The sequence below is a fragment of the Sphingobacterium gobiense genome, from assembly GCF_002980575.1.
Taxonomy (GTDB): domain Bacteria; phylum Bacteroidota; class Bacteroidia; order Sphingobacteriales; family Sphingobacteriaceae; genus Sphingobacterium; species Sphingobacterium gobiense.
Window position 1 is genome coordinate 1,666,314 of sequence record NZ_PVBS01000001.1, and the last position, 22,816, is coordinate 1,689,129.

At 42.8% G+C, this 22,816-nt stretch carries 25 protein-coding genes; 16 read left to right on the plus strand and 9 right to left on the minus strand.

The window, feature by feature from the left end:
* Positions 1–7: 7 nt before the first annotated feature.
* Entirely contained in the window at positions 8–2,173 is a 2,166-nt protein-coding gene (locus tag C5749_RS07335) for a TonB-dependent receptor (RefSeq protein WP_105724398.1), read from the minus strand.
* 241 nt (positions 2,174–2,414) lie between these two features.
* On the opposite strand from C5749_RS07335, the gene C5749_RS07340 reads away from it, so the two are divergent.
* The 4 genes from C5749_RS07340 (at position 2,415) to C5749_RS07355 (ending at position 5,966) form a co-directional block, all read left to right on the plus strand.
* The gene (locus C5749_RS07340) at positions 2,415–3,170 is read left to right on the plus strand and encodes an SDR family NAD(P)-dependent oxidoreductase (protein WP_105724400.1); all 756 of its coding nucleotides are present in this window, start codon (positions 2,415–2,417) and stop codon (positions 3,168–3,170) included.
* 63 nt (positions 3,171–3,233) lie between these two features.
* Positions 3,234–4,151, plus strand: coding sequence for a helix-turn-helix domain-containing protein (locus tag C5749_RS07345; protein WP_105724402.1), 918 nt, complete (start codon positions 3,234–3,236; stop codon positions 4,149–4,151).
* A 181-nt stretch (positions 4,152–4,332) separates the two neighbouring features.
* Complete coding sequence (locus C5749_RS07350; RefSeq protein ID WP_105724404.1) at positions 4,333–5,076, plus strand: hypothetical protein; 744 nt, start codon at positions 4,333–4,335, stop codon at positions 5,074–5,076.
* 11 nt (positions 5,077–5,087) lie between these two features.
* Entirely contained in the window at positions 5,088–5,966 is an 879-nt protein-coding gene (locus C5749_RS07355) for a PPK2 family polyphosphate kinase (protein ID WP_105724406.1), read from the plus strand.
* 22 nt (positions 5,967–5,988) lie between these two features.
* On the opposite strand, the gene C5749_RS07360 is transcribed toward C5749_RS07355, so the two are convergent.
* From C5749_RS07360 to C5749_RS07370, 3 genes are all read right to left on the minus strand, one after another.
* Positions 5,989–6,906 carry a helix-turn-helix domain-containing protein gene (locus C5749_RS07360; RefSeq protein ID WP_342748690.1) on the minus strand — a complete coding sequence of 306 codons (918 nt, stop codon included), beginning with the start codon at positions 6,904–6,906 and terminating at the stop codon, positions 5,989–5,991.
* 51 nt (positions 6,907–6,957) lie between these two features.
* Positions 6,958–7,797, minus strand: coding sequence for an SDR family NAD(P)-dependent oxidoreductase (locus C5749_RS07365; protein WP_105724410.1), 840 nt, complete (start codon positions 7,795–7,797; stop codon positions 6,958–6,960).
* A 160-nt stretch (positions 7,798–7,957) separates the two neighbouring features.
* Positions 7,958–8,497: a hypothetical protein gene (locus C5749_RS07370; protein WP_105724412.1), complete on the minus strand. Its 540-nt coding sequence runs from the start codon at positions 8,495–8,497 to the stop codon at positions 7,958–7,960.
* 238 nt (positions 8,498–8,735) lie between these two features.
* Here C5749_RS07370 and C5749_RS07375 point away from each other — a divergent pair, with 238 nt between their 5' ends.
* Genes C5749_RS07375 through C5749_RS07385 form a run of 3 tightly spaced genes read left to right on the plus strand, consistent with a single transcriptional unit; the run spans position 8,736 to position 9,743 of the window.
* A complete protein-coding gene (locus C5749_RS07375; RefSeq protein ID WP_105724414.1) occupies positions 8,736–8,939 on the plus strand; it encodes a type II toxin-antitoxin system Y4mF family antitoxin in 204 nt (67 codons plus the stop codon).
* Positions 8,939–9,082 carry a HipA N-terminal domain-containing protein gene (locus C5749_RS19935; protein WP_105724416.1) on the plus strand — a complete coding sequence of 48 codons (144 nt, stop codon included), beginning with the start codon at positions 8,939–8,941 and terminating at the stop codon, positions 9,080–9,082. The genes C5749_RS07375 and C5749_RS19935 overlap by 1 nt, the downstream gene beginning before the upstream one ends.
* 13 nt (positions 9,083–9,095) lie before the next feature.
* A complete protein-coding gene (locus C5749_RS07385) occupies positions 9,096–9,743 on the plus strand; it encodes a HipA domain-containing protein (RefSeq protein WP_105724418.1) in 648 nt (215 codons plus the stop codon).
* On the opposite strand, the gene C5749_RS19940 is transcribed toward C5749_RS07385, so the two are convergent.
* Positions 9,735–9,890 carry an SDR family oxidoreductase gene (locus tag C5749_RS19940; RefSeq protein ID WP_146113724.1) on the minus strand — a complete coding sequence of 52 codons (156 nt, stop codon included), beginning with the start codon at positions 9,888–9,890 and terminating at the stop codon, positions 9,735–9,737. The genes C5749_RS07385 and C5749_RS19940 overlap by 9 nt on opposite strands.
* Before the next feature lie 5 nt (positions 9,891–9,895).
* Between C5749_RS19940 and C5749_RS07395 the strand changes: the two genes are divergently transcribed.
* The 7 genes from C5749_RS07395 to C5749_RS07425 all read left to right on the plus strand — a co-directional run bounded on the left by C5749_RS07395 (position 9,896) and on the right by C5749_RS07425 (position 14,904).
* Positions 9,896–10,717 (plus strand): hypothetical protein, encoded by an 822-nt coding sequence (locus C5749_RS07395; RefSeq protein WP_105724420.1) that lies wholly within the window; start codon positions 9,896–9,898, stop codon positions 10,715–10,717.
* A 140-nt stretch (positions 10,718–10,857) separates the two neighbouring features.
* Positions 10,858–11,424, plus strand: coding sequence for a 6-phospho-3-hexuloisomerase (hxlB, locus tag C5749_RS07400; protein WP_105724422.1), 567 nt, complete (start codon positions 10,858–10,860; stop codon positions 11,422–11,424).
* A 28-nt stretch (positions 11,425–11,452) separates the two neighbouring features.
* The gene (hxlA, locus tag C5749_RS07405; protein ID WP_105724424.1) at positions 11,453–12,082 is read left to right on the plus strand and encodes a 3-hexulose-6-phosphate synthase; all 630 of its coding nucleotides are present in this window, start codon (positions 11,453–11,455) and stop codon (positions 12,080–12,082) included.
* Positions 12,083–12,192: 110 nt separating this feature from the next.
* Entirely contained in the window at positions 12,193–13,068 is an 876-nt protein-coding gene (locus C5749_RS07410; RefSeq protein WP_105724426.1) for an AraC family transcriptional regulator, read from the plus strand.
* A 240-nt stretch (positions 13,069–13,308) separates the two neighbouring features.
* Entirely contained in the window at positions 13,309–13,812 is a 504-nt protein-coding gene (locus C5749_RS07415) for an RNA polymerase sigma factor (protein ID WP_105724428.1), read from the plus strand.
* On the plus strand, positions 13,802–14,419 hold the full coding sequence (locus tag C5749_RS07420; protein WP_105724430.1) for a hypothetical protein: 618 nt from the start codon (positions 13,802–13,804) through the stop codon (positions 14,417–14,419). Before C5749_RS07415 ends, C5749_RS07420 begins: the two co-directional genes overlap by 11 nt.
* Positions 14,420–14,466: 47 nt before the next feature.
* Positions 14,467–14,904 carry a carboxymuconolactone decarboxylase family protein gene (locus C5749_RS07425; RefSeq protein ID WP_105724432.1) on the plus strand — a complete coding sequence of 146 codons (438 nt, stop codon included), beginning with the start codon at positions 14,467–14,469 and terminating at the stop codon, positions 14,902–14,904.
* 12 nt (positions 14,905–14,916) lie between these two features.
* Here the strand turns inward: C5749_RS07425 and C5749_RS07430 are convergent, their stop codons facing one another.
* Positions 14,917–16,197 (minus strand): FecR domain-containing protein, encoded by a 1,281-nt coding sequence (locus C5749_RS07430; RefSeq protein WP_105724434.1) that lies wholly within the window; start codon positions 16,195–16,197, stop codon positions 14,917–14,919.
* Between the two features lie 21 nt (positions 16,198–16,218).
* Positions 16,219–16,788: an RNA polymerase sigma factor gene (locus C5749_RS07435; RefSeq protein ID WP_105724436.1), complete on the minus strand. Its 570-nt coding sequence runs from the start codon at positions 16,786–16,788 to the stop codon at positions 16,219–16,221.
* A 247-nt stretch (positions 16,789–17,035) separates the two neighbouring features.
* On the opposite strand from C5749_RS07435, the gene C5749_RS07440 reads away from it, so the two are divergent.
* Together C5749_RS07440 and C5749_RS07445 are read left to right on the plus strand one after the other, a co-directional pair.
* Positions 17,036–17,644: a MauE/DoxX family redox-associated membrane protein gene (locus tag C5749_RS07440; protein WP_105724438.1), complete on the plus strand. Its 609-nt coding sequence runs from the start codon at positions 17,036–17,038 to the stop codon at positions 17,642–17,644.
* 123 nt (positions 17,645–17,767) lie between these two features.
* Positions 17,768–18,160, plus strand: coding sequence for a hypothetical protein (locus tag C5749_RS07445; RefSeq protein WP_105724440.1), 393 nt, complete (start codon positions 17,768–17,770; stop codon positions 18,158–18,160).
* Between the two features lie 70 nt (positions 18,161–18,230).
* Here C5749_RS07445 and C5749_RS07450 read toward each other — a convergent pair whose 3' ends face one another.
* Positions 18,231–19,571 carry a RagB/SusD family nutrient uptake outer membrane protein gene (locus C5749_RS07450; RefSeq protein WP_105724442.1) on the minus strand — a complete coding sequence of 447 codons (1,341 nt, stop codon included), beginning with the start codon at positions 19,569–19,571 and terminating at the stop codon, positions 18,231–18,233.
* 10 nt (positions 19,572–19,581) lie between these two features.
* The gene (locus tag C5749_RS07455; RefSeq protein WP_105724444.1) at positions 19,582–22,812 is read right to left on the minus strand and encodes a SusC/RagA family TonB-linked outer membrane protein; all 3,231 of its coding nucleotides are present in this window, start codon (positions 22,810–22,812) and stop codon (positions 19,582–19,584) included.
* Positions 22,813–22,816 lie beyond the last annotated feature (4 nt).

Below are 22,816 nucleotides of genomic sequence, written 5' to 3' on the forward strand. Positions count from 1 at the left end.
AAGCGCATCAGTACGTATAGGTCAGGTTTAAACTTGCGCGGGCACCATTCCCCATCGTATATCGAAGATTATCTGCACTAAATTGACTATAAAATGGGTAAAACGATTTGTTGAAGATATTTTCAACTCCAAAGCCTACACGCACCGCTTTATGCAATTGATAGGAGCCGCTTAGGTTAAAAATATTGACTGGTTTAACAGGTCCCGTTCCCACCCGATAACGACCATCTTCCAGCGGATCAAAACGGTCTCTGCTTCCAGTGTACACCCAAAAAAGCTGCAGGTCCAGCTTATCCGTTGCACGATACCTTGCGTACGCCGTTGCCTTCGGCGGTGCGATACGCGCAAAGCCTAAATACTCTTTGGTACCATCTTCTTTCTCCGCTTTACCCTCCACATAGGCGTAGGTAGCCCCTAATCCCAACGATGCCGTCAGTTGTGCATCGAGTGTCAGCTCATAGCCATGTACACGCTCAGGATTACGCTGCGGCAATAAGGTACCACTCTCGTTGGCCACTAAATTCGCTCCTAATTTGGAGGTACTGATATAATATGCCGCCGTTAGATTAAAAATCGAAAAGCGGCTGCTAAACCCAGCCTCATAATTATTCGTGATGATTGGATCCGTCTGCAGCAGTGCCATATCCTGAACCGTTGCGGCTCTTAATATACGCCCCAGCTCATTCAGGCCAAACGCTTGGGAAAAGCTGACAAAAGGGTTGAAATATTCGTATTTATTGTAACGTAGGCCAGCATTGAACATCGCACTTTTATAATTGATCCGTCCACCTTTAACAGCTACTACTCCCCCTCCATCCGCATCTTTAGGGAGCGTTTGGTAATCTTCTACATCTACCCGTGCATTCTCATAGCGGATCCCTCCTTTAAATATCAGGTGGTCAAACATATCAATTTTTAGCTGTGCATACGGCGCCATGTTGGTCATATCCATATTCGGTATGTAAACGCGCCCATCTAGCAATGGCTGGTAAGTATCGTCCCCCAGCAGATCCATTCCATAGGCTATCGTACCCTTCACCCGTCCGTTACCGAAAGGTGTAAGTAAATTTAGGCGTAGCCCTTTCTTTTTTGAACTGATCTGGGTCTGCCCCGGCCCGTACCATCCATTTGCCTTGGCAACATAGCGGTTCGTAGACAGAAATCGATGGAAATAACCCGTTAAATCCATCTCCGTATGGAATGGCAGATTACGTAGCGTATACGTGGCAAACACGTTATGGTTTTGCGGCGTTCCAGCAGGATCTCCCGGATCCTCGCCCTTTATCCCTATAGCCGGACGCTCACCATATACACCGGGTTCCACCACATAATCACTGTTCTGCAAACTTTTGAAAAAGCTATACGCCACGGTAAGTTCGCTCTGTTTGTTAAATCGGTATTGACCTTTTGCGAACGTGTTCAGCGCATAGGATTGCTCTAGCCCATCTTCCTGTCCAAGGACACTTCCATCGGCAGCTTTCAATAAGCCGGTGTAGTTATAAGTTGCACTCGCCACATACGAAAATTTGTCGAGCGTCCCGTTGAAAGATTGCGACAGCCTGTATCCGACCGAATTATTAAGTGATCCCGGATGACCATTTAACCCTAAAAAGGTTTGCCCTGCAATACGTTTATCCGCATCGGGCTTCTTGGTAATATAGTTTATAATACCACCTCCCGATCCGTTACCATAAATAGAAGTTGCCCCTTTGATAACCTCCACACGCTCAATGATAGCCGGGTCAAGTGAACGTATATCCCGGTTGCCGTTCATCAGCGGGGTGGATTGCGGTATCCCATCGATCAGTACCAACACATTACGCCCGCGCAAAGTCTGCCCGGTATTAGTCGCCTTGTTGGTGGATGGCCCTAAGCCAGGAACAGTAAATGCCAATATCTCGCTGATGGACGGGTTAATATTGATCTGCTGCTCGATCTGCTCCTTACCCAGTATCGTCACGGACGACGGCACTTCATCGATCCGCTCGGGCATACGGCTAGCTGTCACCAAGACTTCCTGAAGCTTTTCATTTTTAACCGAATCATCGGTACGGTTCTGTTCTGTAACCGGCGTAGTATTTGTCCGAGCCACTCGATCCTGTTGCCCCTGAGACATTTGTGGCAACATCACGATAAGCAGCAGATGGCATAAGAAGAGGAACGCCTTTTTCATATTTTTACACGTTTTTTGATAGATTCAGCTATTTAAATAATTCTTCAGAGTCGATTGTCGGATTTGCATACAGACAAATCGACGACAAATCTATAGTTTGTTTAGAACTAATCCAAATAATAATTACAATAACACCACGTTGTAGATATTGTCGGTTTCGACTACAACGATTCCGTATTGAGATACAAACCGCCTGTTTATTAGAATGATCTTTGCATCGTCACTATAAAAAAGAAGAACAATGAGTAAAATAGCATTCGTAACCGGCGGAAGCCGAGGGTTAGGAAAAGACATGGCGCTTCGTATTGCCGAAAATGGCCTGGACGTTATCTTGACGTACAAAAGTAACAAAGACGAAGCCACCAAGGTAGTTGAAGCGATCGAAGCCAAAGGACAGCAGGCATTTGCCATACAACTGGACACTTCAAAAACAGAAAGCTTTGATTCTGTCATTGCAGAGGTCCGAACCAGCCTAAAACAAAAACGCGGACAAGAAACAATTGATTTTTTAGTTAACAATGCGGGCATTGGGCTTGTTAACCCAATTACAGAAACCACAGAAGAACAGTTCGACACGCTTTCGAATATCCACCTCAAAGGCGTATTTTTCTTAACACAAAAACTTATTCCGCTACTTAACCCGGGCGGAGGAATAATCAATGTCTCTTCCGGCCTGGCCAGATTCAGCATGCCTGGCTACGCTGCCTATGCCATGATGAAAGGTGGCATCGAGGTTTTCTCCCGTTATTTGGCAAAAGAACTGGGCAGCAAAGGCATCCGGGCGAACACGATCGCTCCCGGCGCTATAGAAACAGATTTCGGTGGCGGAGCCGTTCGTGATAACGAGCAATACAATAAAGCCGTTAGTTCGGTCACAGCTTTAGGTCGCGCAGGTTTAGCTGAAGATATCGGTGGCGTTGTGGCATTTTTATGTACAGAAGATGCCCGCTGGATTAATGCACAGCGCATTGAAGTTTCGGGAGGGATGAACATTTAACAAAAAATGCAAAAAGAAAAGTAGAAGTTTGTATCTTCTACTTTTCTTAAAGGAACAGCGCATATGAACGAATTAATCCGAATCGATACGATTACTGAATTTCACCGATTGAACGGCATACCGCTTCCTGATCACCCACTCATCAGTGTGGTGAACTACGGCGATCTTCTCAAAACTGAGGGACGTTTTCATTACTTAAAATCGTTTTATACTATTGCCCTAAAAAAAGATGTCGTCGGGAAATACCGCTACGGGCAGCAATCCTATGATTTTGACGAGGGTTTAATGACGTTTTTTGCGCCACAACAAGTACTCCAAGTCCAACATACCCAGGACGACGTACACCGCTCCCCCTCAGGATATATCTTACTTCTTCATCCTGATTTTCTTTGGAGCACCAGCCTTGCCGAGAAGATCAAGCGGTACGCATTCTTTGGCTATGAGGTCAATGAAGCCTTATTTCTATCCGAAAAAGAAGAAATAATTATTCTCGAAATATTCCGACAGATCCGGCAGGAATATTCGGGCAATATGGATGATTTTAGCAAAAACATCATTATTTCCCAGATTGAATTGCTGCTTAACTACTCCGAGCGCTTCTATAAACGCCAGTTTCTCACCAGAGACCAAAGCAACCACGAAATCCTAACGCGGTTCGAAAGAACGTTGGATCGTTATTTTAAAAGCGACGCATTGCTGGACAAGGGCTTGCCTACTGTGCAATATCTGAGTGGTGAACTGCATATCTCAGCGGATTACTTAAGCAGCACGCTAAAACACCTCACCGGACAAAATGCCCGACAACATATCCAACATAAAATCATCGAACAGGCGAAAGAGAAACTATCGAATACACCGCTTTCTGTCAGTGAGATAGCATACCAGCTAGGCTTTGAACATTCACAATCGTTCAGCAAACTATTTAAACAAAAGACAAAACAAACACCTTTGGAGTTTCGGAAAAGCTTCGATTTGAGTTAGATATTATCAACCATTATTTATACATTCAGAAATGTGCGTATCACCCTAGCATTATATTGTATCTCGTATTTTTAATGCTACGTAGGAAATAGTTCCCGACGGAATTAGTTTGTCAATTCATCGTAGAAACACCGATATTTGGCAGTAATTTTGATTGATCTTTCCGAATAGTTAAAAAACCATGATAGAAAAAAACATCTTAAGATCTACCGTTGTATTAGCCATCCTGGCATTAACGACACAGTGTCGGCCTTTGCAGAATGTAGCAAACAACAACAATAAAGTACAAAACGATTCTACATTATATGCCGTCTTAGCAGGCGAAGAAAAATACACGCTTCACGGTGTTATCCCAATCAAATTCAGCGTCACCAACCCCACCGATGACACCTTAAAATTCACCCAATATCATACACCGTTCGAGGGCATGATGAGTAAATTCCTTACTATTACAGACAGCGCAGGAAACGACATCCAATATATAGGCGCGATGACTCGCCGCGTGATGCCGCCGCCGGCAGAAACCTATCATGCTGTAGCACCGGGCGAAACCAAATCCGTAACCTTTGATCTGAACCAAGTATATAAAATAGAAAAAGCCGGTCCATACACCTTGCAATATGCAGGAGGAAATATTAGTGGCGTGGCCAGCGGTGAGCCTATCGTTATTACCGTTGAGCATGGCGGTGAAGCGAACATTAGCCGCACCCTGATCATCATGCTTTCTGAAGAAACTTCGTTGGAAGCGATTGCCGAAGAAGCCGCTTCTTACGGAGCAGACGTGCTATACAAATATAATGCGTTGAACGGATTGGCCGTGAAGATACCGGAAAGCAAATCGGTAAATGAAGCCATGGAACATTTTAAAAAGCTGCAAGGCGTTGTCAGTGTTTCAAAAGATCAGATCAGCACAATACAGCATTAAGACACAGTAATATGAACAAACTACTCAAAAAACTAACGGCGGGCGATCAATTCATTATGGAGAATCACCCTACGGATGTCCGCGCAGAGATAACAGAGGAAGAAGCTATCCAAGGATTGAAAAAAATCAGAAAAGAAATTGCGGAAATCCAAGACGTCATCTATGCACACAACCGATATGCCGTATTGATCTGTTTTCAGGGCATGGATACCGCTGGAAAGGATTCTCTTATCCGGGAGGTATTCCAAAAATTCAATGCCCGCGGGGTTGTCGTCCATAGTTTTAAAACACCTACTTCCAAAGAGCTGCAACACGACTACCTGTGGCGTCATGCGATTGCCTTACCCGAAAAAGGTAAGTTTGGCGTTTTCAACCGCACCCATTACGAAAATGTGCTGGTCACCCGTGTGCATCCCGAATATATCCTCAACGAAAACATCCCCGGCATAACCAGTGTTGAAGATATACCGAAGGATTTCTGGAAAACCCGATATGATGAGATCAATGCTTTCGAGCGACATGTGGTTAATAACGGAACCATTGTTCTCAAATTCTTCCTACACCTCAGCAAGGACGAACAGAAAAACAGACTCCTCAGACGACTGGAAGAAGAAAAGCACAACTGGAAATTCTCACCGGGCGACCTGAAAGAACGCGCGTTGTGGGATCAATATATGGCCTATTACCAAGAAGCAATACAAAACACTTCTAAAGACCACGCGCCTTGGTATATCATTCCATCAGACAGCAAACCTATCGCAAGGTATTTAGTAGCGAAGATTATACTGGATAAACTCAAAAAATACAAGGACATTCAATATCCAGAGATGCTGCCCGAAATCGAACAGCACAAGGCCGCTTACAAAAGAGAATTAGAAAATCAGGGGTGAGCTCATCGATGATTTACCTAAATTAGTTAAATGACTGCCTAAACTCCAAAGGAGTCTGCTTGGTTTTTTGCTTGAACAGTTTACTGAAAGATTGCGGATGCTCAAAGCCCAACCCATAAGCGATCTCACTTATAGACAGGTTGGTGGTACTCAATTGTTCTTTAGCGTAATCTATCAGCTTGTTCTGGATGTGCTGTTGGGTGGTCTGTTGCGTGTGCAATCGCAACAGCGTTCCCAAATAATTGGGAGAAATGTTCAGTTGTTCCGCAATCAGGGTGACTGTCGGCATGCCATTTTCCAACACGTTGTCTTTTTGAAAATGGTCAGAAAGAACACTTTCAAAACGCTCCAACAATTCATAGCTGGACTTTTTTCGAGTTAAAAACTGACGTTCATAGAAGCGTTCAGCATAAATCAGCAATAGCTCCAACTGTGCTATAATGAGTTCTTGGCTGAATTTGTCTATATTAGACTGGTATTCCTGCTCAATCTTCAGCAAGATGTCTACCATAATTTTCTCTTCCTTATCCGAGAGAAAAAGCGCTTCGTTTACCGAATACCGGAAAAAGTCAAAGGATTTTATCTTTTTTGCCAAGCGCGTGTTCCAAAGAAAATCAGGATGAATAAGCAAAAGCCAGCCTGTAGGTTCTACCACAGCATTCGGGTCTACCTCAATTTTCAGAAACTGAAGTGGCGCAACAAACGTAAGGACTCCAGAATCAAAATCATATTGCTGCTGTCCGTAATTGAACTTGGCATTGACATTCCGCTTTAACCCCACCGAATAAAAGTCCTGAATCCATTTCATCTGGCTATCATTGATCGGATAAGCAACCTTACTGTAATCGATCAAGCTGATCAACGGATGTTCAGGATTCGGCAAACTGCAAAACTTGTGAAATTCTGCAATAGAATTAAAGCGGAATGTATTTCCCATCATAGCTAAATTACTTATTTTCTTTGTATTGTTCTTGATTTTTACCGGGCATTGTTAGAAGCCGGTGGATAGTGTGTAGCTTTTCCATTGTTCGATGTCTTTGTTTAGTACGTCCGCCTTATTTTTTGCCATGTCATAGGCATCGGTACCTAATAATAAATGAACCGGTGGGGCGTCTTCTTTACTGACAGCGATCAATACATCTGCCGCTTTTTCCGGATCATTAGGCTGATTACCGTTGATGCTATGCAAGTGCGCTGCTTCCGACTGACGGGCAGCTTCATACTCCTTAATAGCCGAATTTGGTGTTTTTACAGAACCGCCAGCAAGAAAATCAGTGCGGAAATACCCCGGATAAACAACCGTGGCGCTCACCCCAAATGCTTTTGCTTCCTCAGCCAATGCTTCGGTAAAGCCAGCAACCGCAAATTTGGTAGCACAGTAAATACCAAATCCTGCAAAGCCTCCAAAAAGACCACCGACCGATGAAATATTAAAAATAGTACCCGATTTCTGCTTACGTAGATACGGCATGACATTTCTGATCACGTTCAAAGAGCCAAACACATTAACATCAAAATTTTCTCTAGCCTCTTCGTCGCTCAGTTCTTCTAATGTGCCTATCTGCCCGTAGCCCGCATTGTTTACCACCACGTCAATTTTGCCAAAATGAGCCATGCTTTTTTCAACGGCGGCCTTTACATCATCGTCATCCGTTAGGTTGACTTCGATTGGAAGAAATACTTCCGATGTATTTCCAATCTCTTCGATGAGCGATTTAGCGCTCCGTGTTGTAGCCACGACGCAATAGTTGTGTTGAAGGAGTTTTTTTACCAATGTAAGTCCCAGACCTTTTGAAGCTCCGGTAACTAACCAAACTTTTTTTGTTTCCATTTTCTTAATCGTTATTACGTTAAAACAATGTAACAAAGTTGGTTATCTTCAAACTGGTGGACGTAGCTCAATCAATGATTGACGTAGTCAAATCGTGGATGTCGCTCGTTGCAGACTATTAATACTTGATTTCGGTCTATAACATCTACGATTTGGATAATTAGTTACCAAATTTCACGTTCAGGTTATGTTTCTCTGCATAAGCTTTACCCAATTCTAATACTTCGAAGTACAGGTTTTCAAATCCTTCACCATATTTTTCTTCGACAGCAAGCGCCAACTGTTCAATGACTTCAACATCTTCCTTTTTATCACAACGCACTGCGATATCCATATATTCCTTTTTATAAACCGGAAGAACGTAGTGGTAAAGTGCTAGGGATTTTCCTTTGATAGCTCCCGCGTCAGCATCTGGCGGCGTCATATCTTCTATGCGGCCGATCGTCTGCTCCACATAAGCAATTTTTGCTTCGACAATTTGTTGCGCTTGGTTGTTTTGCTGCTGACCGGCAGGCATGCCTTTATGCGTACCCATTGTTGAGGTCAAGGTTCTCGTAAAAGACGCTTGTGCAAAGTCGTGTAAAATATTCGTATTCAATACGGTGCGCTGGAAAAACTTGTCCGCACTTGGCCTATTGCAAGCTGATATTACAGCAATCATGCTGATAAAGAGCGTAAAAATTACAGTATTGGCTTTCATACTATTTATTATATCGTTTCCGTTTAATTCACAACAAAACTATAATTATTTTGTTGGCTTCTATTATTCATTTAAAAAAAGGAAGGAGGCGGATAATCAACCCTAACGGGTATAACATTTACGAATAGCGTAATTTTATACCCTAAGAGGTATAATTTTGTTATAAACAGTATTTTTATACCCGAAATGGTATAATTTACTAGTTTTTATCTATATTTATATCAGAAAAGGTATAGATATGGATTCGTTAAGATTATTTGTAAAACAAAAGCGAAAGGAATTAAAACTTACGCAAGAAGATTTAGCATTAAATGCTGGCGTTGGTTTACGCTTTGTCCGTGATTTTGAGCAAGGGAAGAAAACACTTCGACTAGATAAAGTGAATGATCTATTAGCGTTGTTCGGCAAAGAAGTTGGTGTAATTGATAAAATTAGAGAATAATGGCACGTGAAGCGAAAATATATTTCCAAGATCAATTAGCAGGCTACCTAATAGAAAGTGATCGTGGTTATACATTCCATTATGACAAAGCATATATAAGCGCCGCTGATCCAAAACCCATCAGCTTGAGGTTCTCAATCTAAAGATTTTCTCCTTATGCCAGAAGTGGAAGATCTCACCATGCATTTGGCCGAACTGTTTAAAATAGAAACAGCTGAACATGCGTTAATACAAACCTCCACTGGAGAGCTCGCATATATTACCAAGCGGTTTGACCGAAAAAAGAAAAAAAAGGTTCATGTCGAAGATTTGTGTCAACTGTCGGAACTTTTAACAGAACAAAAATACAATAGTTCTTACGAGAGAGTGGGGAAAATTATCAAGCAGTATGCAACCAACTCGGGATTAGACGTTATCAAATATTTTAGATTAGTATTGTTTAGCTTTTTAACTGGCAATAATGATATGCACCTAAAAAACTTTTCGTTAATGCATACCGATGGAGGTATTATCTTATCACCAGCATATGACCTCCTGAACGTTAATTTAATCTATCCTAAAGACAAAGAAGATGTAGCGTTAACCTTAGGAGGCCGTAAAAGAAAAGTAAAGCGGCCCGACTTTGACCAGTTTGCTGCAAGTTTGGGGATTTCTGAATTGGTTAGAAACAATATATACAAAGACTTCTCTAAACAATCTCTTCAAATACAGGATTGGATTGATCGAAGTTTTTTAAACGATGAATATAAACAAGTATACGCCCAAATTGTTGATAAAAAATTGAAGCAGATTGGATTAAAGTAGACGGCTATCTACCAACAATTCTGTTCCGGTCACAAAACTTGTATGAGGAGACGCTAAGAACAAAACAGCGTTCACAATCTCCGCTGGATTGGACGTCTTGAGCGGGAAATTAGTAGGCGTTTTTCCGATATAAGATCTTATATTTATCCCTTATGAAACATACCCCTTTAATTCTACTCTGCACACTCACCATACTGATTGGCGTTGTACAAGGGCAGACTAACGAAAAACCATATATAGGCCGATATGGCCATAATGATGGCGTATGCCTTTTTGCAGACGGACAATTTCTGCTTTATGGCTATGCTACTGCCGTATTTGGTCGGTACACGCTAAAGGACGACAAGATCCTATTTTATCCACACCGACGGGATTTATTCGAAGTATATGGACACCGCAATCCACAAATTGAAGGAGAGCAATCTCGCTGGCAATTTATCGGGTTTGAAGAAGGGGCAACATTTGCCCAGTTCGATCAGGATTCTATCCAGAGGGTCTTTAATGCGGACGCCAACTGTTTCACCTACCCCTATATCACCAACCGTACGCAACAGGTAAAGCATATTACCCTGATGGATCAAGCCGAAGATTCATCTACGTTCGAAACATATCGATTTGCCAATACAGCCGCCTACAATGATTTTGTACTGGTTTATAATAAAATAAACGAAGAGCATCATGATTTTGTAGGTCGACTCGAAGACAACGTGCTCAAACTTTCTAATTACGGCGGTGACACTGGGTACGTCAAACAAGAAGAAGATACGGAGTGGGACGAGCTGCTACAATTTAAGGCCCAATACGAACAGGCGACGGTATATCGGGACCATTCCTATATGGATGATCGCACGCAACTTCAATACGATAAAGTACCTCAGCAAAAAGATAGTACTCATCCGTCAGTACCTTCTCCATTTGCGAAATCCACTATTTTTCACGCCGTGTGTGATGATTCCATCACTACCTTTGAATAGTTTACAATAAACACGGATCAAATCTATAACATATAGTCCTGTTTGTATAACGAAGGAGCAAAGGTGCCTCCATACCTTTGCTGCATCGAATATGAATAATCATCCCGCTAGATAATAGCTGATGACCAAAAGGACATAGCATGGCAACGAATAAAGCGTACGAACAGAACTTAAACATTATTACCGATGAAAATCGGCACGTTGCGAATCTGTTAGCATATGATGCCGTAGAGAAACTAGCAGTAGCTATACAAAACTCAAAAAGGCTTTTTTTCGCTGGAGCAGGGCGAACCGGCTTAGCTTTAAAAATGGCAGCCATGCGTTTTATGCACCTTGGCTATGAGGTGTATGTTATGGGAGAAACCGTTACGCCGGCAATTTTAGAAGGAGATTTATTAATCTTAGGATCCGGATCTGGAACCACTTCTACACTGGTTAGCGCAGGAAAAAAAGCGAAAAACCAACATGCAACCCTGGTCGTACTTACGGCAGATAGCCAAAGTACACTCGCACAATTGGCAGATCAATCCGTGCTCATTCCGGCAGCAATTAAGACCGATTTCGGAATCTCTGCTTCCGAGCAATACGCAGGCAGTCTGTTCGAGCAATCCATCCTTCTACTTTTCGATGCCATCTTCATGACCTTATGGCAGGAATCAGGATTGAGTAAAGAAGATTTATGGCCGAAACATGCCAATCTCGAATAAGTAAACACATTTTTTAGATTATTTTATTATGGCAAAATTACAAGTAGCAATCGATCTACTTACAACAGAAGCAGCATTGGAGTTAGCATCAAAAGTAGCTCCGTATGTAGATATTATCGAGTTAGGAACCCCGCTGATCAAAGCAGAGGGACTAAAAGTGGTCACGGCAATGAAAAATGCCCATCCAGAAAAATTGGTCTTTGCAGATATGAAGACAGCAGACACAGGCGCATTAGAAGCAGAAATTGCCTTTAAAGCAGGTGCAGACCTCGTAACGGTTATGGGAACTGTCGATGACGCAACAATCAAAGGTGCTGTAGAGGCCGCAAAAAAATACGGTAAACAAGTAGTTGTAGACACCATCGGCGTTAAAGATCGCGTAAAACGGGCAAAAGAAGTAACTGCATTTGGCGTCGCATTTGTAGAGTTACATGCTGGCCTAGACGAGCAGGCACTTCCCGGTTACTCTGTGGAAACCTTAATCAACGAAGGTAGAGAAGCACAAGTACCCTTTTCGGTAGCAGGCGGTGTTAATTTAAATACAATCAAAGACGTTGTTGCTGCAGGCGCAACAGTCGCAGTCGCTGGAGGAGCAATTTATGGCGCGGAAGACCCGGCTGAGGCTGCAAAAGCCTTAAAAGAAGCTATTGAAGCCTAATCTTGCATAAGATCTTGGCCCATGAAAGCTAAACGTGGTGCATTTATTTTTTTAGAAAACATCATTGCAGCATAGTTTTTGCGCTATCGATATTTATTAAAAAAAGGTATATGACCACCCATCATTTAAAAGATATACAAACGAATTTTGAAAGGGCTATTACGCCCTTTCACATTTTTGATTTAGATCAAGACAAACTAGAACCATACAAAGAGCCGCATACCAAAGACCATTTTTGCCTGATGTTCATCGAAAAAGGGCAAATGAAAATGCAAGTCGAAGATCGGAACTACGAAATTATGGAAAACAGCATCTCCGTGATCTTTCCCGGACAGCTATCTTCCAAAGAACAGGTCAGCAGCAACATTTGTGGCAAGATGATTTTGTTTGATGAGGTGCTTTTTTGCTCCGATATTCTACGAAACGAATTGCGTATTTATAACTACGATATTTCTACCAAACTAAATTATATCGCCTTACCCGAAAAAGAATCGGAAGAGACACAGATGTTGCTAAAGCAAATTGAGTTGCTGTACCATGATCTTACCTCTGTTAAAAAAGAGCAAGCACGTTTTTTTATCAAAATACTCTTGTTAAAACTGGTCGAATTTATGCATACCCATGTTGATAGAGAATCGTTGAAAAACGAAAACGCAAAAGTGTACGCAAGCTTTTTAGAACTTCTCGAACGCAGTTTCAAGACAGACAGAAGTGTAGCTTATTACGCAGATCAATTGCACGTCTCCACAAAAAAACTGAATCAGATCACAAAAACGTTAGCCGGACTAACCGCTATAGAGACGATCCATTCCCGCATTATGAATGAGATCAAGCAGCTTCTTCTACTTTCCACCTATTCGCACAAAGAAATTGCTTTTGAACTAGGTTTCAATTCACCGGCAGCACTCAACAAATTCGTACGCTCCAAGCTGGGCGAAACACCTACGGAACTTCAAAACCAACTGATACAGATGTATAACACCTAATCGTGAACCGGTTACCCACTTTTGCGCTTCTTTTTCTTTTTTTTGTGTAACGAAAGCGATTGAACTGATACTTACTGTTCAAATAGTTAGAAACACATTCAATTAAAAACAGATGAAGACAAAGAACAAACGACGACAGCAACTTTCGCAAAAGGCCGAAACAACAGCAAACGTATTCGGAATTATTTTTAGCAGCCAACGGCGCTACCCTGAAGCACATGTTAGCTAAAACGGATACAAGTGGAACCAAAAGAACGCGCATTTTTAACACAGATAGAAGCACACAAAGGTATTCTACACAAGGTTGGCAGGATATACGTGGATGACATAGAAGATCGGAAAGATCTTCACCAAGAAATTATCATCCAACTTTGGAAATCCTACGATAAGTTTCAAGGCCAAAGTGCGTTTTCCTCCTGGATGTACCGCGTTGCCGTCAATACAGCAATATCATATTTCAAGAAGGAAAAACCACACGGTAATACAATCGCCATTGATACGGTAGCCGAACCCGAAAGTGAACCGTACGACCCAAAAGCGGACGAGCAGCTCGAATTGTTTTACCGCGCCGTACAACACTTAAGCCCAGTAGAAAAAGCCGTTATCCTTTACTTCATGGAGGGGCTTTCACACCGAGAAATCGGCCTACAGCTAGGTATCACCGAAGGAAACGCCCGCGTAAAGCTGAACAGAACAAAAGAAAAATTACAAACCATTATAAAAAAATACGACGATGAACTTTGATAAAATAAAATCTGCATGGGATAATGATAATACGAACGATGTAAACATCCCCGACACAATAGAAAAGCTTAGGCGGGCACAGCACCCACTCGATAAACTTAAACGAAACATGCGAAACGAGTGGTATATGCAGCTCGTATCTATTATCGCTTTATGCTTCGCCCCGCAATTTCTAAATATACATCCCGATTTGCATGCCCTATATTACGCGATGTACGGTATGCTGATTATCGTATCGATATACTATCTGAACCTGTTCAGAAAATTCTATCAGGAACTTATCCACTATACTGCCGAAACCAAAGACAGCCTGAACGACATCTATTACAATTTCCGCTTAAATATCGCGCGGTATCACGCTTTCAGCTTTTTGCTACTGCCCTACGTGCTTATGGTTGTAGGATTGATAATCTGTAGCCGCTGGATCGAACAAGGAACAGATATGGTTACGATAGCAGCGTACCTTAAACCAACCGGGATTATAGTGACACTCGTCGTGTCAGCACTATTTATAACAGCCGTCCCCATCTGGACCAGAATTTTCTACGGAAAATATTTAACACAGATCAAAAGCGTTCTCGATGAACTAAAGGAAAAATTTAATTAATTTTAGTGCAGCATCAAGAGCGTCTAAGACTAAAAAGTTAATAAAATATGGAAAACAGATTCGACATGCAACACACGGAGCCAGATGGCTTCAAAGCGATGTTTGCTTTAGAAAATTACCTACAAAACGCGCAACTCTCCAAAATACACCTCGGGTTAATTAAGATACGCGCTTCCCAAATCAATGGATGTGCATTCTGCATCAATATGCATACCTCGGATGCCTTAAAGCAGGGAGAAACAGCGCAACGTATTTTCTTACTGAACGCGTGGAAGGAAACCGAGTTGTTCACCGAAGAAGAAAAAGTAGTCTTGGCCATCACCGAAGAAGTAACCCTGATTAATCAACACGGATTGACAGATGCTACCTATGCCCATGCTGCGAAACTTTTTGACGAGCATTACATAGGCCAGATCATCATGGCTGTTGCAACAATAAATGCGTGGAACCGGATTGTTATTAGCACGAAGCGGACGGTGAAGTAGGAGATCGCTATTTCACTTCCACGAGGCTAGCATCGTTCCCATGTTTTTCGGCAACTGTGCCTCCTCCGGGCAGAAACTGATTATGCCTTTGCTTTCGTAAAGCAACACACCGGCTTCGCGAATAGCGGCAAATACGGCTTCCTTGTCTTTTCGATAACATACTGTCGTTGTGATACGTCTATCTGCCGGCAGACAATGGTAATCTTTAACACGGAAGCCGTACCAAAAACTCATCTGCGCTACGAACTCCCGTAAGGGAACGTCTTTATACGTTCTTACAGCTTTCGTCCACACCAATATTGCGTCGGTATCCGCAATACCTTCATATTTTAAACTGTCCTTGAACACCCCTTTTTGAGCCGTGGCATGCGTCGTTATCGACCCCTGCGCACCGTAACAACTCAACAAAACCGTATCATCGCGGCGATTAGCATGCAAGCTTAGCTCTCCATCTAGCGCTGCTGCTCTTGTCAGATTATTCAAGCTCAACAACGCAAAATCTCCGTGGGCGGATTCTACGAAACCGTTACTCGTACCTATAATCAAAGGCACGGTATTCGTTTCATTCGGTCGTTGTACATAAGCTTCTCCCCGCACCTTTATTTGCTGGGCTTTCTCTTTTCCCGGTGCATAATGTAATGTCGACTGCGCGTTTAACCTTATACGTGTGCCGTCTGGCAACTCGACCATGGCCTGTTGTTGCCGACCCGTTGCCACCGCTATGCCTCCTGCCGATTCGCCAGCCCTCCTTTCATCATCAACTTCTCGTATTTGAAGCACTCCTTCCTCTGTTTTGAATACGCGCACATCAGCTTTGTGCAACACCTCTCCATGGTTTCTCCCTGTTACTTGCATCGCTGCTGTATCTCCCCATCGTAGGGAAACGATTGATTCCGTAACCGGAATCTCCACATCGCTGGCCAACCCGGCACATGGGCCATGCAGAAAATCCGGTAGCTGTTCACGCGTTGCATACCAATAGAAAAGGATGGACAGGATCGGCAAAAAAACGGCAGCCCCCCATCCTATTTTACGCCAAAGCGATTGCCCGCTTCGACTACGCTTTTCCGCCTTTCGGATGATCGCCTTAAAATCCGGCTTCCAGCCATCCAAGGGCGTTGCAGACAGTTCATCATCCTCCATACTTAAGAGTACGTCGGCAATCATCTCCTGTATTTCGTCGTGTGTATAGATCATCCGGCAAGCATCTAGCTCCCCCGCCTCCCGTGACGTAAGAACTCCCTTTATCTGCTTCCGGATCAACGTCTTCACATATTTCTTTTTGTAGATCATCTGTTTATTGCCTAAATCATGTTAAACAAACATGGAAAGCATTTGCTTCAACATGCTAATTACCTTCTTCTTTGCCCGAGAAATCGTATTTTTCACCGTCTGCTCGGTTAAATCGAATTTCTGCATTACCTCTTGATTGCTTAGCTCGTCAAACCTGGATGCTCTAAAAATTTCCTGTTCCCTGGGCGGTAAGTTATTCAGGGCTTCGTTTATCATCTCTTCAAGTTCCTTTGCCCTGAGTTTTCGATCGGCATGGTCATCTCCCGCCATTTCCAGGTATTTATCTTCCAGTTCTACGTTGTTGTGTTTACGCTCTTTTCTTAATAAGTACAACGCCTGCATTTCTGCCACACGCTGCATCCAGAAATAAGGTTTATCGTACATCGCAACCTCATTCCTTTTCTGCCATACAATTACTAACGTCTCCGATATCACCGTTTTTATAAATTCATCGTCCTGCCGGCAATAAACGAACACATATTTACTCAGCCTACTGCCGTAGCGTTCGTGGATGGCCGCAATGGCCTTCTCCGGCTGGACGAGCAGTAAGCGGAAATATATATTGTCGTTATCTGGGTTGCTTTTCCCCATGCCTTCATTTTTAGAAACAATTTCGATACAAAATTATTTTACTGAAAATCAGTTTATTATAAAATATATTACTTTCCAGTAGGTACGAAACCCGCTGTTCTGCAAGTCATATATAGAAAGCAATAAGAAAGATTTAATTAGTTAAACCAAAGATAAAGTAAAAACCAGATATAAACAAGAAAAAATAAAAATAAAATATTGATTTACAAATAGTTGCAACAAAATAGCGACCCAATATTCTTATGCCATGAAAACAAAAGCCCTACATATCGCCCCTTTCTGCATCCAGATTTTTCTCCTGATGTTCTGGCTCTATGTCGGTGTAGAAAAGCTATGGAACCTGCAAGGCTTCCATTCGGCTCTACTGCGGCAACCGTTCCCCGATAGCTGGGCCGATATGTTGTACTGGAGTTTGCCGTTGGCCGAATTCGGCATTGGGTTGTTGTTTATCTGCCAGCAAACTAAACGGTCTGCTTATCTCTTTTCGGCACTATTGCTTCTTATATTTTCCATCTATATAACCTTAGGGCTTATAGGTGTATATGCCGAGCGGCCCTGCGGTTGCGCATCGGTGCTCAATGGATTGACCTGGGAATGGCATCTCGTCGTGAATATGGCTTTATTCGGCCTGTCTATACTGGGGTGGTACTTGACTGGCCCAACTACCCCCATAGGCAAACGTGAAATAAGGCTCAAGCAATCTCTCGTGCTGTTCCGAGCGTTTATGCTGCTCGTTGCCATACCGGTTTATTTGGTTCTCCTAGTTTTCATCAGAAGGTTTCCGAGAAGATTCGCCGTATTCCCGGGTAGGCCGGTATGGAAGAACCTAAATTATACGTTCGTGGCTAGATCGTAAAAAACGCCACCGAGGTTAGAGAAAGACGGATACCTCTCGTTAAAGCAACGTATCGGTCGACAGAGAATTAATGTAGAGTTTTTTGAGGTAAACTTTTTTTGAGACTATAAAAAAGGCCATATCATGAAAGCTATATCTTTCATCAAAAAAAATATATTACCCGTTATAGCGGTGGTTACGGTGATAAGTTTCTCGTCTTTTAAGTTATGGGATAAGGCAACACAAAGTACGGTGACATTTATATATACCCCAGCATCTGGAGATACTCCTTTCGAACAAAGTTCGGTTGAAGAGCCATCCAATTGGAATCCTGGGTCTCCTTGTAGTGAAAGCGAAGATCAAGATAAAGCATGTTCCATAACAGTTCCGCTTACAAACACAATGAACTCTGGACAGGAACTAGATCCTTCCAAAGTTACTTTGCAATCAGAAGAATACGAGTCCTCTGGAAGCTATCGGATTGTTGACAACCCTAGCGGGGGATATTCAAATCCAATTAATCAACCACTAAACTAGTGCGATAGCTGCTATACAAGCTTAACCGAATGCCCGGACTTCCACCCGGGCATTTTTCTTCTCGAACAAATTATAGAAAATTATCCAGATCCCTCGGAAGTGGTAAAATGAAACCTTCACTCTGCGGCTGTAACACAAAGGTTTCACCCCCAACTTTCCGTGTCAATTGTATCTCATGTCCTTCCCTATTTAATCTTTTGATGTCAGACCAACGAATACCGCGCATGGCGAGTTCCTTCCGCCTTTCATCCAGTACCATTTTCAGCACACTTTCCTTACTATCTCCGATTTTCTCTACATAAGGAATAGACTCGTCCCAACGGCTCTTCAACAGTCTATTTAAGTCGTTCATCGCTGCTTGCGACTCCGAGTGTCTTACTCTGCATTCCGCCCTGATCAGATACATCTCCGCAGTCGTCAGTCCGGAGAATAACGATTGAATTGAATGCGAATGGGTTCCTTTAAATTTATAGAACTTTCCACTCGGCTGATAGTAAGCCCTTCTTCTTAAATCGCCATCTTCAAATAGCTGAAACAGGACTGTATCTATCAATGCCGTACTGGCCCGGTGTAAGGTAAATTTCTGTGTCATTTCGGAATAAAAGATGGTCTCTTTTGTAAACTTCGTAAAGGGCGTAGGTGCATCGATATTGATTCCATCATCCGCGTTATTAAAATCAATTAGAGAATCGTCTATTGCAAGAGCGTGCTCGGCATGCGTCAATGCATCTTCGTACATTCCCATAGATAATAACGCTCTGGCCAGAAGACTATGGGCTGCTAGTTTTGAGGGTCTAGCCTTAACAAGTGGTGTCTCTGGCAAATAACCCAGGGATTCTTCCGCTAGACTTATAACCTCGTCGTAGCATTCACCAACGGTAAAGAAAATACTCGGAACATTAAAGTCTGAATCGCTTCGTAGCACTATTCCACGCGAATCATTGTTTCCTTTCGGATCATACTCTTTTGAAAAAGCCCATAGCAGGCCTAGATAATAGTACGATTTAAGAAAACATGCGGATCCGTACACATTCTCCCAGACTTGTCTGTTTTGCACATTTTTTGGAACATTCTCCAAAGTTTCCAGACAATAGTTTGCCGTATATATAACTTGGTAAGCGGCTGACCAATCGTTTGAATAAAAGTAATCAAACGGTTTCCATGCATAAAACAACTTATTCTCGGCCGATAGTCCATTATAATTCTGTTCTAGAAGAAACGTATCATCAGCGCTGGATTGTAAAATCGACGGTGTACGAAGCGTATTGATAAATGTCTGATTGTCGAGCAAAGCCTGCAGATCGTCTATAGTGACCGGCACGGCTAGTCTGTTGTTGCTCTTTTCGTCTAGAAAGTCGTTACAGGACGAAAGAAGACAAATTAAAGCGATAAGTTTTAATATTTTGTTCATATCGTAATTTTTAGAATGATGTTCTTAAACCAATCGACCAAGATCTTCTGGGTGCTATAACATCAGCATAATCAGGGTCTAACCCTTCTTTGTTATCCACCCAGATGAGCCCCAAATTTGAAACATTCATGTATATGGAGGCATCCTTAAAAAAGGAGACATCTCTCAGAGCATCCAGATTGTAAGAGAAATTGACAAACTGTAGCCTGACGTTGCTGGCATTGCGCACCAAAACATCGCTCCCTGCATAGAAATTATCTCTTCCGGACATTCTCAGTGGATATTCAAACGACGGAACATGTGTATCGTCACCCGGATTTTGCCAGCGTAGTGCGTAGTCGGGGTGTCCAAAACCAAAATTTATGAGGGAACTGTAGTTGATAGAGGATTTTCGGAAATAATAACCCATTTTATAAAGTAGATTGAACGATAAAGCGAAGCCTTTATAGCGGAATTCATGTTGCCACGAGCCAAAACTTGTTGGCGTGGTCGGCCCGACATAGCGAATAGATTCGGTCTCCTCTCCCAGTTCGTTTACAGCATTGGTCAACGCTGCGTAATCTGTTGTAAGTTCACCTTCCAGATACCCCTGAGGGTTTCCTTGCGCGTCCAGACCTCCCCATCTATAGGCTGCTAGGGAATAAAGAGGAAATCCTTCCACAGGCGTAATCCTCGTTCCACTTTGTACAATTATGCGTGATAGGGCGCTTCTCCTCGAGCTTTCGTAATATTTCTTTGTCTTACTTAAGTTATAATTATAAATAAAGGTGCTTGTCCACGAAAAGTCACGCTTCTTCCAAAGATATCTCAACAACAGATCTATCCCGTTACCTTCCATGGCGGCTACGTTTGTAACGATAGTTTGAGCACCTCCCCAAGTCGTATAATCATAATCGGTCGGTCCATAAAGATCAGTTCCATCTTTTTGATAATATTCTATGCTGCCGTTTAAGCCCAGTCTGTTTATGGCGAAATCCAGCCCCATATTTATCTGCCTGACCTGCTCCCACCGTAGCCTAGGATTATTCAGCGTTCCGATACTCGCACTGGGCAGTCCGCCCACATCTGGAGGATTATTACCAAAGGCAGCTATTGGAAGCGCAGAACGACTTAAATCGACATTTCCGCTGAAGCCATAGGTCGCCTTAAGCCTCAACCGATCAAATGCATTACCCTGAAAGAAAGTCTCTTTTGCTATATCATAGCCAAGTCCTAAAGACCAGAGTGGCTTCCATCTGTCATTGGTGCTCACACCGTAGATATTCGAGCCGTCGCGGCGTATATTACCACTGAGCGAATATCGGTCCAAATAAGTATAATTGAAATTACCATACATACTTATAAACCTGTTGATCGTTGTCGGTTCTATTATAGGCGCACCGGGGATATAATCAAATCCCCTCAACGGCAAGGAATTATAGATATTGGCAAAATCTACTGGAAGATAACTCAATGGATCCTTTCGGTAGCCGTAATGGGTCCAGGATTCGCCAACATTTTTTACTTCCCGTCCTTCCATTCCGAGCATAGCCAAGATCCTGTGGTCTTTAAAGCTTTTGGAAAAATTCAATTGCGTTCGTAAGGACTGTGAACGGATAGATGCGATAGACCTGTCGACGATATCCCCTCCCGGTACATTATAGGTGACCCTACCGGTAGATTCGTCGATCTGAGAAAACCGGTTGATGATATTACGGGCGTAGTAACTATCTTGACCATAAAGACGCTCGCTATTGATGTTCTGATCCTGCATCTGATAGTAAACGGAAACATCTAAGCCATCGACTATTTTCGCTTCCAATGCGACGTTTCCCAATAGCTCTGACAGACGCGAGTTGAAATCAGTAAACTTAGCATCCGAGTACGGGAAATAGCGCCAGTCCATCAGCAGCCCTTTTCCGATGGTATCTATAAGAAAAGGACTATAATCCTTATAGAATGCCATCTCCTCTCCGCCCTCATCAAGCAACGACAGATACGGGACGGATTGACGGTTGCCGATTCGTCGCAGTTGCTCATAACTCGCCACCTGTCCGCTTTTAGCGTGTTCGCTGGTGAAGAGTCCGGACAGCGAAAGTTTGATTTTCTTACTTAGTTGTATATCGAAGTGCGAACGTAAGTTTGTCTTATTGGTAGGTTGGCCATAATCATCCCCCATACGGTTATGCCCTGCACCGAATGCAAAGTTTGTCTTTGCAGCCCCACCCGTGAGGCCTACGTAATATTGGCTAGTAGTCGTATTATGGTAGAATAGGTCTGTATATTGCCTTCTAAAATCTGTCTGTGTATAAAACTTTCTCTCCGAAGCATATTCTTCATCAGAAAGAAGCCCCTGCTTCTTCTTAGCCAACATATATACAATGGGTGAAATCGGCGGAAATGTTGTTCTTGTGAGATCTCTATCAAAAAAACCTTCCTCAAATAGCAATTCTTCGACCGCTATATAATCCGCATTATTCATTTCGGGTAAAGCATACAAGTTTGGCTTTTCGGACACGGCGGTATTGATACTCACGGATACCCGCAGTGGCCCTTCCGCATTTCCTTTCTTTGTTGTCAATATAATCACACCATTGCCTCCTCTCGCTCCATAGATCGATGTTGCTTCCGCATCCTTCAAAACCGTTACCGATTCGATGTCATTTGGATTTATATTTTCGATATCTCCTTCGTATACAAAATTATCCAGTACGATCAGCGGGTCGAGCGGACCATTTATGGTACTATATCCACGGATCGTTATATTCGTTTTATTTTGTGGGTTGTTATTCATCCGGCCAACCTGAACCGTTAAGCCGTTGGTTATCCCGTTGAGCCGTTCAAGGATATTGGGACTCACCTGTCTGTTGATTGCTTCATTGTCAAGGACAGTCACCGAACCGTTGATCCTGTTGGCTGCTATCTTCTGATAACCTGTATTGACTTCTACCTCATCTATTACATTCTCCAATCTGTCGAGTACAATAAGTATATCTTTCCGGTCGCTGTCCAGCCACATCTTATGTCGTTTAAAACCAACGGCGGAAAATAGAACGGTATCTGATAACGGAAGCTGTAGGAGAAAATGCCCGCGTTCATCCGTTACGGTGTTTTGGTTAGTTTTGACAGCGCGGATATTCACATATGAAATCGGCTGCTTATCCTCCGAAAGAACCTGTCCACTAATAGAAATGTTTTTTGTCTGGGCGTCGCTGTTCAACTGGAACAGCAACATCATCAACGCCACGATCAGTATTCTCATCGTA